Here is a 12702-nt window from a genome sequence, read left to right on the forward strand (position 1 = left end):
CCTGGGCCATCCCCCAAGATTGCATCTTCCGACAAGAATAAGAGAGCACACCTATGCCCGTACCCGATCTGTTCCGCGACGGCCTGGCCCGTGGCTGGAAAACCCACAATGGCGCCGCCCTGGATAACGACCTGACCCTGGAAGCGGATGTCGCCATCATCGGCAGCGGCGCCGGGGGCGGTACCACGGCTGAAATCCTCAGCGCCGCCGGCTACAAAGTGTTGCTGATCGAAGAAGGCCCGCTCAAGACCAGTAGTGATTTCAAACTGCTGGAAGACGAAGCCTACGCCAGCCTTTACCAGGAAGGCATCGGGCGGATGAGTAAGGACGGCGCTATCACCATCCTGCAGGGCCGGGCCGTGGGCGGTACCACCTTGATCAACTGGACCTCCAGCTTTCGCACCCCTGACGCTACCCTCGCGCATTGGGCCAGCGAATATGCGGTCAAAGGCCACAGCAGCGCCGAAATGGCGCCCTGGTTCGAAAAAATGGAGCAGCGCCTGGGCATCGCGCCGTGGGCGCTGCCGCCGAATGCCAACAACGATGTGATCCGCAAAGGCTGCGAAAAGCTCGGCTACAGCTGGCATGTGATCCCGCGCAATGTGCGCGGTTGCTTCAACCTGGGGTATTGCGGCATGGGCTGCCCGGTCAACGCCAAGCAGTCAATGCTGGTGACCACCATCCCGTCCACCCTGGAAAAGGGTGGCGAACTGCTTTACCTGGCCCGCGCCGAACGGCTGAAATACAGCGGCGACACCATCAGCAGCCTCGAATGCGTGGCCATGGACGAACGCTGCGTAGCGCCCACCGGGCGCAAGATCAGCGTGAAAGCCAAGCACTATGTGCTGGCGGGCGGCGGCATCAACAGCCCGGCCCTGCTGATGCGCTCCGACGCGCCCGACCCACACTCGCGGCTGGGCAAGCGCACCTTCCTGCACCTGGTCAACTTCTCCGCCGGGCTGTTCGACGAGGTGATCAACCCCTTCTACGGTGCGCCGCAATCCATCTACTCCGACCATTTCCAATGGCAGGACGGCACTACCGGAAAAATGTCCTACAAACTGGAAGCACCGCCCCTGCATCCAGGCCTGGCGAGCACCCTGTTTGGTGGCTATGGCAACCAGAACGCCCTGGACATGAACCAATTACCCCACACACACGCCATGCTCGCCCTGCTGCGCGACGGCTTTCACCCCGACAGCCCAGGCGGCACGGTGGAGTTACGCGGTGACGGCACCCCAGTGCTCGACTATCAGGTCTCGCCCTACGCCTGGGACGGCCTGCGCCGGGCCTTCCACAGCATGGCCGAGATTCAGTTCGCGGCGGGGGCCAAATCGGTCAAGCCCCTGCATCACGACGCGCGCTTTGTGAACAACTTGGCCGAAGCCCGCAGCGTGATCGACGGTCTGAACCTGGAACTGCATCGCACCACCCTGGGCAGCGCTCACGTGATGGGCGGTTGCGCCATGGGTGAAGACCCAAAAAATGCCGTTGCCGACAGCCTGGGTCGCCATCATCAGTTGCGCAACCTGTCGATCCACGATGGCTCGCTGTTCCCCACCAGCATTGGCGCCAACCCGCAATTGTCGGTGTACGGACTGACCGCGCAACTGGCGAGCGCATTGGCCGAACGTCTGAAAACGGCATGAAAAGACAGGGTATTCACGGTATCTATCTACATAAGTCGACTTGGCCCACCGGTAATGCTGCGATACCATCCGGTTCCCCAACGGACTCCGCCAGGACGACGCGATGAACCGAGTGTTGTACCCAGGTACCTTCGACCCGATTACCAAAGGCCATGGCGATCTGGTCGAACGCGCCTCTCGCCTGTTCGACCATGTGATCATCGCGGTCGCGGCCAGCCCCAAGAAAAACCCGCTGTTTCCCCTGGAACAACGTGTGGAGCTGGCGCAAGAGGTCACCAAGCACCTGCCGAATGTGGAAGTAGTGGGCTTTTCGACATTGCTGGCGCATTTCGCCAAGGAGCAGAACGCCAATGTGTTCCTGCGTGGCCTGCGTGCGGTGTCGGACTTCGAATACGAATTCCAGCTGGCCAACATGAACCGCCAATTGGCGCCGGACGTGGAAAGCCTGTTCCTGACGCCGTCGGAGCGTTATTCGTTCATTTCCTCGACGTTGGTTCGTGAAATCGCCGCTTTGGGCGGAGATATCACCAAGTTCGTGCATCCAGCCGTGGCCGATGCGCTGACGCTGCGCTTCAAGAAGTAAGGCTGCTCGGTCGGTGCCTGCTCGCACTGCGGGCGCCAATGCGGCACAATTGCGCGCATTAGTTTTCAGATGCCTTGGCAGAGTGCCCTGGCAGGAGTTTCCATGTCCCTGATCATCACCGACGATTGCATCAACTGCGACGTCTGCGAACCCGAGTGCCCGAACGCCGCCATTTCCCAGGGCGAAGAGATCTACGTGATCGACCCTAACCTGTGCACCCAGTGCGTCGGTCACTACGACGAACCGCAGTGCCAGCAGGTATGCCCGGTGGATTGCATTCCGCTGGACGAGGCACACCCTGAGACGGAAGAGCAGTTGATGGAGAAGTACCGCAAGATTACCGGTAAGGCCTAAACCTCTTCATTGCCCCTAAGGGCCTCATCGCAGGCAAGCCAGCTCCCACACTTGGATATATGAATACATTCAAATGTGGGAGCTGGCTTGCCTGCGATAGCAATATCAGCCTTCACCCAGCAATCAGCTCTGACACCTGGGGCAAAACACACTCGCCCGCTGCCCCAGCACCACATTGCGCAGCTCAGTGCCGCAGACCTTGCATGCCTCGCCGCCCCGGCCATACACGAACAGTTCCTGCTGGAAATACCCCGGCTGCCCATCGCCGCCGATAAAGTCCCGCAACGTGGTGCCGCCCCGCTCGATGGCAGCGGCCAGCACCCGCTTGATCTCAATCGCCAGCTTCAAATAGCGCCCGCGTGAAATCCCGCCAGCGGCGCGGCGTGGGTCAATCCCCGCTGCAAACAGCGCCTCGGTCGCATAGATATTGCCCACGCCCACCACCACCGCGTTGTCCATGATGAACGGCTTCACCGCCATGGACTTACCGCGAGACAGCTGGAACAAGCGCTCGCCATCAAACAGGTCGGTCAACGGCTCCGGCCCCAGCCGCATCAGCAGCTCATGGTTGTGCGGGTCGTGGCTCCAGAGCATCGCACCGAAGCGCCGCGGGTCGGTGTAGCGCAGGGCCATGCCCGATTCCAGCTCGATATCCACGTGCTCATGCTTGGCCGCGGGCATGCCGACTTCCACCAGGCGCAAGTTGCCCGACATGCCCAGGTGGCTGATCAAGGTGCCCACTTCGGCATTGATCAACAGGTATTTGGCCCGGCGCTCCACCAGCACGATGCGCTGCCCTGACAGGCGCACATCCAGATCTTCCGGAATCGGCCAGCGCAGGCGCCGCTCACGCACCACCACGCGGCTGACGCGCTGGCCTTCCAGGTGCGGGGCAATGCCGCGTCGGGTGGTTTCGACTTCTGGTAACTCGGGCATATGTACCTCTTGAATGACGGGTCAGTGCGCGCCCAGTTCGCGGATCGACAACTTCAGGCTCTCGAAGTCGTAGTCCGACAGGCCCACGTAATCCAGCACCAGATGGCCAATGGCGTTCCACTCATGATCCACTGGCTGATTGCCCAGTACGCGATAGGACGAACAGATATGCTCGGCCATCTTCAAAATGGCCAGCAGGTTCTTGAGCTGTGGGTTGCGCGACGTCTCATCGCTGAAAATCGCCAGGGCGTTATGGTGATTGGCGATGGCGTCGGTGACATGCTCCGGCAGGCGCCAGGACTTGGCGGTGTAGTAGCCGACTACCGCATGGTTGGTGTGGAACGCTTTGTTTTCGGTGTCGACCACGCGGCAATCCGGGGCGGCATTGGCGTAGGCCTCTTCCAGCACCGCCATGTAATTGGGAAAGCGCTTGAGCATCAGCGGCACGCCACAATCATGGAACAGGCCCAAGGCATAGGCTTCGTCCACGGCCTGGGAACCGGTGCGCTTGGCCAGGGTGAGGCAGGTCATGGCCACATCCTGGGCGGTGTCCCAGAAGCGGTTGAGGGTGACGATGGTGTCGTCGCACATCTCACCCTTGATCGACTGCGCGTTGATCAAATTGATGATCGAACGGCTGCCCAGCAGGTTCACCGCACGCTGGATCGAAGCGATTTTGTTGCTCAGGCCGTAATACGGCGAATTGACGATCTTGAGCAGCGCGCCGGACAAGCCCGGGTCCTGGGAGATCAGCCGCGCAATCACTTCCAGGTCCGGATCGGGCATGTACTGCTCCATCTGCAAATCCACCATGATTTGCGGTTGAGGCGGCACGCTGATGCCTTGCAGGGCCTGTTGGATCTGCTCGGGGGAAAGCTCTTGGGACATAAGTACACACTCTGGGCTAGGCGCGAATTCTACCCCTTATGCAGACGTGGCCGACACCCAAAAACCCAAGTGAAACCCGATCGAATGTGGGAGCTGGCTTGCCTGCGATAGCATCACCACCGTACGTCTGATACACCGCGCCGCCCGCATCGCAGGCAAGCCAGCTCCCACATGAAAGAGTGCGCAAAGGGTATACTCCCGCTCTTTTTTCCGGAGCGACGTCATGTCCCTGCCAAGCCTGCGTCTCAAAGCCAACGCCGATCGTCGTTTGCGCAACGGCCACCTGTGGGTCTACAGCAACGAAATCGACGTGGCCGCCACCCCACTCCACGGCTTCCAGGCAGGCGACCAGGCTATCCTGGAAGCGGCCGGCGGCAAGACCCTGGGCATCGTGGCCATGAGCCCGAACAACCTGATCTGCGCCCGCCTGCTGTCGCGCGACATCAAGTTGCCGCTGGACAAGTCGCTGCTGGTGCACCGCCTCAACGTCGCGCTGTCCCTGCGTGACCGCCTGTTCGACAAGCCGTTCTACCGCCTGGTCTACGGTGATTCCGACCTGCTGCCGGGCCTGGTGGTCGACCGTTTCGGCGACATCCTGGTGGTACAGATCGCCTCGGCGACCATGGAAGCGCATAAAGAAGATGTGATCGCCGCGCTGACCCAAGTGCTCAAGCCCAGCGGCATCCTGTTCAAGAACGACTCCGCCGCGCGCGACGCCGAAGGCCTCAACCGCTACGTCGAAACCGTGTTCGGCCTGGTGCCGGAGTGGGTGGCGCTGGAAGAGAACGGCGTCAAGTTCGAAGCCCCGGTGATCCAGGGCCAGAAAACCGGCTGGTTCTACGACCACCGCATGAACCGCGCCCGCCTGGCCCCGTATGCCAAGGGCAAGCGTGTACTGGACCTGTACAGCTACATCGGCGGCTGGGGCGTGCAAGCTGCAGCCTTTGGCGCCAGTGAAGTGTTCTGCGTCGACGCTTCGGCCTTCGCCCTCGACGGCGTAGAGCGCAACGCCGCGCTGAACGGCTTTGCCGAGAAGATGACCTGCATCGAAGGCGACGTCTTTGAGGCGTTGAAAGAACTGAAAGCCAGCGAAGAGCGCTTCGACGTGATCGTCGCCGACCCACCGGCCTTCATCAAGCGCAAAAAAGACATGAAAAACGGCGAAGGCGCCTACCGCCGCCTCAACGAGCAAGCCATGCGCCTGCTCAGCAAAGACGGCATCCTCGTCAGCGCCTCGTGCTCCATGCACCTGCCGGAAGACGACCTGCAAAACATCCTGCTCACCAGCGCCCGCCATCTGGACCGCAACATCCAGATGCTCGAACGCGGCGGCCAAGGCCCGGACCACCCGGTGCATCCGGCGATTGTCGAGACGCGCTACATCAAGAGCATTACCTGCCGGTTGCTACCCAATAGCTGATGCTGTTCCCCTGTAGGGACTTGCGGGTTCCTACAGGTTTTTAGGAAATGTCGTACTGCCCCAGGCTTTGACTTTCCGTAGCGCAGACTCGATCCTCGCCCCTCTCATGGAACCGAGGCTCGCGCATGTCGAAGGCAATTACACAGGCTGAAAAACCGCTCTTGGTTTTCTGGCTGATGACCATGACTTTGCTGGGCGTCTTCCCCCTTGACGTCGTACTGCCCTCCTTTCCCGCCCTGGCTGAACACTTCCATACCTCGACCACCCATATCGCTCGATCCGTCAGCCTGTTCGCCATTGGATTTTCCTGCTCAATGCTGCTGATCGGCCCGCTGTCCGACAGAATCGGTCGCAAGAAGCTACTCCTGGCCAGTATGGTAGTAGCCATCCTGGGTGCAGTCGGGTGTCTGGCCGCCAGAAACACGCCCCAATTCCTGTTCTTTCGAGTCATTCAGGCCATAGGCTGCGGTGGTTTCATACTGTCCCAAGCGCTGGTGCAGGACCTTTTTTTCGGCAGGGAACAGGAGCGGTTGCGCATAGCAATGGCCACGGCCGGAGGCATTTTCATCTCGATTTCCCCAGTGCTGGGCGCATGGCTGCAATTGCACTGGGGATGGAAAGCCAGCTTCTACGCGTTTATCGCCCTCTGTGCCGCAACGTGGTTTATGGCTCAACGATTACTGCATGGCGGCTTCCCTCCAACCGCGCCAAGCGAGCGGGGTATTTTCAGGGCCTACGCCAAGGTTTTCGCCAACAGACATTTCGCCAGCTACGCCACGATCTCCGCGATCACCTTCGCCTGTCATTTCTCATTCATCGTTGTGTCACCGCTCATTTTCATGGACCAGTTAAAGCTGTCACCCCATGAGTACTCATTGACCTTGCTTCTCTACGGCGCCGCCTACGTAGTGGGAGGCCTCTGTGCCGGCGTCCTGCACAAACGGCTGGCGGCGGCTACCCAGATGGCAGTCGGGCTGGTTCTGATCGCTATCTCTGGCGTGGTCATGCTGCTGTTGGCCTACCTGTTCGGCTTATCAACCCCGACAGTGTTGGTGCCCATGCTGCTCTGCACGGCGGGCACCACCATCACCCGGCCCATTTCCAACTCCAAGGCCATGAGCCTGTTTCCAGACAATGCGGGAGCCGCAGCTTCCGCCGTTGCGGCAGCGCTGTTCATTGCTGGCGGCTGTATCAGTGCATTTATCAGCACCTTTACCCACCAGTTGAGTACTGCGCTTGGCTTGTGTTTTCTGATCCTGAGCCTTGCCGCCCTTGCGTTGAACTCATGGGCACGGCGGCGCCCGCACGTCCTGTAGCGGCTAACTTCAAGGTTGCGCCCATTCCCTCCAGCCGCCAGCGGTGTAGAATCGGCCCTATTCATCGCCAGTCATCCCCCGGCGGGTTTATGAGCTCGAGGCCCAAGCACGCGGCGATCCCGCGACGCGAGTGGCAACTTCCGGACACACGGCCATTTTCTGAGTGTTCCAGTCGTCAATTAGAAGCTCACTCCCCTTTAGTACTTGATTAGCCGCCCGGAGTGCTCCAATGCCTGATTACCGCTCGAAAACATCCACCCACGGCCGCAACATGGCCGGCGCGCGCGCGCTGTGGCGTGCCACGGGGATGAAAGATGACGACTTCAAAAAGCCGATCATCGCGATTGCCAACTCGTTCACCCAGTTCGTGCCGGGCCATGTCCATCTCAAGGACCTGGGCCAACTGGTCGCCCGCGAGATCGAACGCGCCGGTGGCGTGGCTAAAGAATTCAACACCATCGCCGTGGACGACGGCATCGCCATGGGCCATGACGGCATGCTGTATTCCCTGCCGAGCCGCGAGATCATCGCTGACTCCGTGGAGTACATGGTCAACGCCCACTGCGCCGACGCCATTGTGTGCATCTCCAACTGCGATAAGATCACCCCCGGCATGTTGATGGCTGCCTTGCGCCTGAATATCCCGGTGATCTTCGTCTCCGGCGGGCCGATGGAAGCCGGCAAGACCAAACTCGCCTCCCACGGCCTCGACCTCGTCGACGCCATGGTAATCGCCGCCGATTCCAGCGCTTCTGACGAGAAGGTCGCCGAATACGAGCGCAGCGCCTGCCCGACCTGCGGTTCGTGCTCCGGCATGTTCACCGCCAACTCAATGAACTGCCTGGTGGAAGCCCTGGGCCTCGCCTTGCCGGGCAACGGTTCCACATTGGCCACTCACAGCGACCGCGAGCAGTTGTTCCTGCAGGCCGGCCTTACCATCGTCGAGCTGTGCAAGCGCTACTACGGCGAGAACGATGAGTCGGTGTTGCCGCGCAATATCGCCAACTTCAAGGCGTTCGAAAACGCCATGACCCTGGACATCGCCATGGGCGGTTCCACCAACACCATTCTGCATTTGCTGGCTGCCGCCCAGGAAGCCGAGATCGACTTCGACCTGCGCGACATCGACCGCCTGTCCCGTCACGTGCCACAGCTGTGCAAGGTCGCGCCGAACATCCAGAAGTACCACATGGAAGACGTGCACCGCGCCGGCGGGATCTTCTCAATCCTCGGCTCCCTGGCCCGTGGCGGCCTGCTGCACACCGACCTGCCAACCGTGCACAGCAAGTCCATCGCCGAAGGCATCGCCAAATGGGACATCACCCAGACTGACGACGAAGCCGTGCACACCTTCTTCAAGGCCGGCCCGGCCGGTATCCCCACCCAGACCGCGTTCAGCCAGTCGACCCGCTGGGACACCCTGGACGACGACCGTGAAAACGGCTGCATCCGCAGTGTCGAGCACGCCTACTCGCAAGAAGGCGGCCTGGCCGTGCTGTACGGCAACATCGCCCTCGACGGCTGTGTGGTGAAAACGGCAGGTGTGGATGAATCCATCCACGTTTTCGAAGGCCGCGCCAAGATCTACGAAAGCCAGGACAGCTCGGTACGCGGCATCCTCGCGGACGAAGTCAAGGAAGGCGATATCGTGATCATCCGCTACGAAGGCCCTAAAGGCGGCCCGGGTATGCAGGAGATGCTTTACCCCACGTCCTATCTGAAATCCAAAGGCCTGGGCAAAGCCTGCGCCCTGCTGACCGACGGCCGTTTCTCCGGCGGCACGTCGGGCCTGTCCATCGGCCACGCTTCGCCGGAAGCTGCTGCCGGCGGCGCGATTGGCCTGGTGCAGGATGGCGACAAGGTGCTGATCGACATTCCGAACCGCTCGATCAACCTGTTGATCAGCGATGAAGAACTGGCAGCACGCCGGGTTGAGCAGGACAAGAAAGGCTGGAAGCCGGTGGAGAAGCGCCCGCGCAAAGTCACCACCGCGTTGAAGGCCTACGCGTTGTTGGCCACCAGCGCCGACAAGGGTGCGGTGCGCAACAAAGCCATGCTCGACGGCCTGTAAGCCCCGCGCATAAAAAAGCCCCGCCAGGTGCGGGGCTTTTTTTGTCTGCAGAAATTCCCCAAGACATTGGAGATCAAATGTGGGAGCTGGCTTGCCTGCGATTGCATCACCTCGGAGTACATGAAGTACCGAGGTGTCTGCATCGCAGGCAAGCCAGCTCCCACAGTGACTGCACTTCGACTTAAGGCTCTTTACTGAATCTCCTCCGGTTTCACGATCACCCAGTTCTTGTCCGCCGTCACCGGCAACCCTTCCTTGGCTTGCGCCGCCGCGTGCTTGGCGATCATGCCGTTGAGTTGGGTCATGTACTTGTCTTTGCGGTTGATCCACAGGTGGATGCCGCCCTTGGCCACGTCCACATCGTGGAACAGCATGTAGCCATCGCTGGTCGGTGTGTCACCGCCGACAATCACTGGTTTTTTCCATTCGTCGATGTAGGTGAGGATCGCCGCGTGCTTACCGGCCATCCAGGTCGCCGGGGTCCACAGGTAGGGAGTCAGTTCCAGGCCGAGGTTGCTCTTCTCGTCATACTTGCCGGCAGTGATCTGTTTGCGTGCGGTGGTCAGCTCGCCGGTCTTGCGGTCCTTGAGCATCGTGGTCACGCCGATGACGTTCTCGGGTTTGACGTTGTAGCCGTACTTCGGATCAGCCGCGACCATGCGCACCAGCTCCTCGGACGCGGCGGTCATCACATAGACCTCGATGCCGTTTTCCATCAGTTTGTTGTACAGCTCGGCCTGGCCGGTGAAGACTTTCGGCGGCTGTACCTCGGATTTTTTCACCACGTCGCCTTCGAAATAGCTGACCGGCACGGGCTTGCCGGAGGCCATCAGCTCGTCGACCTGCACTTTGAGCTCCTTGAGGGTAAAGCCGGAAAAAATCTGCGCAACCCAGGGGTAGCAGACCATGTCGTCGACTTCGCACAGGCGATAGTAGTAGCTGAACAGACTTTCCTTATGGTCGGCGGTGTCTTTGAAGGGGATAAGCTTGAGCGAAGGGTCCATGGTTTCGCGGGTGATCAGGCCCTTGTTTTCCATGAACGGCAGCAGCGACTCTTCAAGGTCATAGCGGTAGCTGGTGTTGTCCATGTCGAACACCGCGTAGTTACCCTTGTTGGCATTGGCGGCGATCATTTCGTTGAGTTGTTTGGCGGCAGGTGCCGGCCAGTGTTTCAACTCGGTGGCGGCAAACGCCTGGCTGGCGAGCCCGAGGCAAAAGGCGGCGGATACCAATAGTTTCGGCGCGAGCTTCATAGGCGTTGTCTCCCTCAAGTGAAAGACATCGACGCTAACAAATCCGTATGACAGTTATCGCCCGAGCGCGACCGCTGACGTCGCGATTGCGCCAAGGGCATACGCCTGGGCGTCAAACGCTTATTCCAAAAACGACAGTCGCCATTCCATATTGGTATTAAATCAATATATTTCAAGCTGTTAGGCTTCCCGGTTCGCAATCGCAGGCTCACGCGATTGGCTGCCTTCTCAACGGAGCTTCAATGAATCTGCCCCTGATTCTCAATTTATTGGTGTTCGTGGCCCTGTTGCTGGGCCTGGCACAAACTCGCCGTACTAACTGGAGCCTGGCCAAGAAGGTGCTGTTCGCCCTGGTGCTGGGCGTGCTGTTCGGCGCGGCGTTGCACACGATCTATGGCGACGGCAACCCGGTGCTCAAAGCCTCCATCGGCTGGTTTGACCTGGTCGGCAACGGCTATGTGCAGCTGCTGCAAATGATCGTGATCCCGCTGGTGTTCGCCTCGATCCTCAGTGCCGTGGCGCGCCTGCACAACGCCTCGTCCCTGGGCAAGATCAGCTTCCTGACCATCGGCACGCTGCTGTTCACCACGGCCATCGCGGCGCTGATCGGCATCGGCCTGACCAACCTGTTCGGCCTCACCGCCGAAGGCCTGGTGGCCGGCACCCAGGAAATGGCGCGCCTGCAAGTGATCCAGAGTGATTACGCTGGCAAGGTTGCCGACCTGAATATCCCGCAGTTGCTGCTGTCGTTCGTGCCGGCCAACCCGTTCGCCGACCTGGCCCGGGCCAAGCCGACGTCGATCATCAGCGTGGTGATTTTCGCCGCGTTCCTTGGAGTTGCCGCGCTGCAACTGCTCAAGGACGACGTGGAAAAAGGCCAGAAAGTCCTTAACGCCATCGACACCCTGCAAGCCTGGGTGATGCGCCTGGTGCGCCTGGTGATGAAGCTGACCCCCTACGGCGTGCTGGCGCTGATGACCAAAGTGGTCGCCGGTTCCAACCTGCAAGACATCATCAAGCTGGGCAGTTTCGTGGTGGTGTCGTACCTGGCCCTGGGCCTGATGTTCGTGGTGCACGGCCTGCTGCTGTCCCTGGCCGGGATCAACCCGCTGCGCTTCTTCCGCAAGGTGTGGCCGGTACTGACCTTTGCCTTTACCAGCCGCTCCAGCGCTGCAAGCATCCCGCTGAGCATTGAAGCGCAGACCCGTCGCCTGGGCATTCCGCAATCCATCGCCGGTTTCGCCGCCTCGTTTGGCGCGACCATCGGCCAGAACGGTTGCGCCGGTCTTTACCCTGCCATGTTGGCGGTGATGGTCGCGCCGACCGTGGGCATCAACCCGCTGGACCCGCTGTGGATCGCAACCCTGGTGGCGATTGTGACCTTGAGTTCGGCGGGCGTTGCCGGCGTAGGCGGCGGTGCGACCTTTGCCGCGCTGATCGTGCTGCCCGCCATGGGCTTGCCGGTGTCACTGGTGGCGCTGTTGATTTCCGTGGAACCGCTGATCGACATGGGCCGCACGGCGTTGAACGTCAATGGTTCGATGACGGCGGGGGCGATTACCAGCCAGATCATGGGGCAGACGGATAAGGCCTTGCTGGATGCCGATGAGCATGCCGAGTTAGCGCAGGTCTGATAGACCGCTATAGCAGGCAAGCCAGCTCCCACATTTGAATGTATTCACACATCAAACTGTGGGCGCTGGCTTGCCTGCGATGCTTTTAGGCTTTTTCCCACACTTCGAAGTTGTAGGCCGGCTTATCACCTTCAGCCGGATTCTCGACATTCGACACCAGCTTCCACTGGTTCATATCAAACTCTGGAAACCACGCATCCCCTTCAGGGCTCAGCGCCACGCGGGTCAGGTACAAGCGATCGGCCTGTTCCAGCCCCTGTGCATACAACTGCGCGCCGCCGATCAGCATCAGCTCGTCCACGCCTTGCGCCTTGGCCCATTCCTCAGCCCGCTCTACCGCCGCGTCCAGTGACGGAAACACTTGCGCACCTTCCAACACAAGATCGGTCTGACGGCTGACCACCAGGTTCAAGCGCCCCGGCAGCGGTCGGCCCAGGGAGTCCCAGGTCTTGCGCCCCATGATGATCGGCTTGCCAAGGGTGGTGGCTTTGAAATATTTGAAATCCCCCGGCAAATGCCAGGGCATGCTGTTGTCGACGCCGATCACACGGTTTTCACCGAGGGCTGCGATCAGGCTTAAAGGGAGAGTTTTTTTCAT

11 protein-coding genes are annotated in these 12702 nt (G+C 60.5%); 7 read left to right on the forward strand and 4 right to left on the reverse strand.

The annotated features are described in order from the left end of the window. The first annotated feature begins 53 nt into the window (after nucleotides 1-53). The 3 genes from BOP96_RS03210 (at nucleotide 54) to BOP96_RS03220 (ending at nucleotide 2586) form a co-directional block, all read left to right on the forward strand. Nucleotides 54-1649: a GMC family oxidoreductase gene (locus tag BOP96_RS03210; RefSeq protein ID WP_014720347.1), complete on the forward strand. Its 1596-nt coding sequence runs from the start codon at nucleotides 54-56 to the stop codon at nucleotides 1647-1649. 103 nt (nucleotides 1650-1752) lie between these two features. Beyond that, nucleotides 1753-2232 carry a pantetheine-phosphate adenylyltransferase gene (coaD, locus tag BOP96_RS03215; protein ID WP_003195136.1) on the forward strand — a complete coding sequence of 160 codons (480 nt, stop codon included), beginning with the start codon at nucleotides 1753-1755 and terminating at the stop codon, nucleotides 2230-2232. A 102-nt stretch (nucleotides 2233-2334) separates the two neighbouring features. Continuing rightward, on the forward strand, nucleotides 2335-2586 hold the full coding sequence (locus tag BOP96_RS03220) for a YfhL family 4Fe-4S dicluster ferredoxin (RefSeq protein WP_003195146.1): 252 nt from the start codon (nucleotides 2335-2337) through the stop codon (nucleotides 2584-2586). A 123-nt stretch (nucleotides 2587-2709) separates the two neighbouring features. On the opposite strand, the gene mutM is transcribed toward BOP96_RS03220, so the two are convergent. After that, nucleotides 2710-3522 carry a bifunctional DNA-formamidopyrimidine glycosylase/DNA-(apurinic or apyrimidinic site) lyase gene (mutM, locus tag BOP96_RS03225; protein ID WP_014720348.1) on the reverse strand — a complete coding sequence of 271 codons (813 nt, stop codon included), beginning with the start codon at nucleotides 3520-3522 and terminating at the stop codon, nucleotides 2710-2712. 21 nt (nucleotides 3523-3543) lie between these two features. Further along, a complete protein-coding gene (locus BOP96_RS03230) occupies nucleotides 3544-4356 on the reverse strand; it encodes an HDOD domain-containing protein (protein WP_172832678.1) in 813 nt (270 codons plus the stop codon). Between the two features lie 277 nt (nucleotides 4357-4633). Here BOP96_RS03230 and BOP96_RS03235 point away from each other — a divergent pair, with 277 nt between their 5' ends. The 3 genes from BOP96_RS03235 to ilvD all read left to right on the forward strand — a co-directional run bounded on the left by BOP96_RS03235 (nucleotide 4634) and on the right by ilvD (nucleotide 9217). Further along, nucleotides 4634-5830, forward strand: coding sequence for a class I SAM-dependent rRNA methyltransferase (locus BOP96_RS03235; protein ID WP_005792302.1), 1197 nt, complete (start codon nucleotides 4634-4636; stop codon nucleotides 5828-5830). 125 nt (nucleotides 5831-5955) lie between these two features. Continuing rightward, complete coding sequence (locus tag BOP96_RS03240) at nucleotides 5956-7146, forward strand: MFS transporter (RefSeq protein ID WP_073451812.1); 1191 nt, start codon at nucleotides 5956-5958, stop codon at nucleotides 7144-7146. A 229-nt stretch (nucleotides 7147-7375) separates the two neighbouring features. Then, nucleotides 7376-9217 carry a dihydroxy-acid dehydratase gene (gene ilvD / locus BOP96_RS03245; protein WP_073451814.1) on the forward strand — a complete coding sequence of 614 codons (1842 nt, stop codon included), beginning with the start codon at nucleotides 7376-7378 and terminating at the stop codon, nucleotides 9215-9217. Nucleotides 9218-9408: 191 nt separating this feature from the next. Here ilvD and BOP96_RS03250 read toward each other — a convergent pair whose 3' ends face one another. Then, the gene (locus BOP96_RS03250; RefSeq protein WP_014720351.1) at nucleotides 9409-10470 is read right to left on the reverse strand and encodes a hypothetical protein; all 1062 of its coding nucleotides are present in this window, start codon (nucleotides 10468-10470) and stop codon (nucleotides 9409-9411) included. A gap of 242 nt (nucleotides 10471-10712) precedes the next feature. Between BOP96_RS03250 and BOP96_RS03255 the strand changes: the two genes are divergently transcribed. Then, nucleotides 10713-12104, forward strand: coding sequence for an L-cystine transporter (locus BOP96_RS03255; protein ID WP_014720352.1), 1392 nt, complete (start codon nucleotides 10713-10715; stop codon nucleotides 12102-12104). An 85-nt stretch (nucleotides 12105-12189) separates the two neighbouring features. Here the strand turns inward: BOP96_RS03255 and BOP96_RS03260 are convergent, their stop codons facing one another. Further along, on the reverse strand, nucleotides 12190-12702 hold the full coding sequence (locus tag BOP96_RS03260; RefSeq protein ID WP_019817767.1) for a dihydrofolate reductase: 513 nt from the start codon (nucleotides 12700-12702) through the stop codon (nucleotides 12190-12192).

Source organism: Pseudomonas sp. FSL W5-0203, from assembly GCF_001896155.1.
Taxonomy (GTDB): domain Bacteria; phylum Pseudomonadota; class Gammaproteobacteria; order Pseudomonadales; family Pseudomonadaceae; genus Aquipseudomonas; species Aquipseudomonas paracarnis.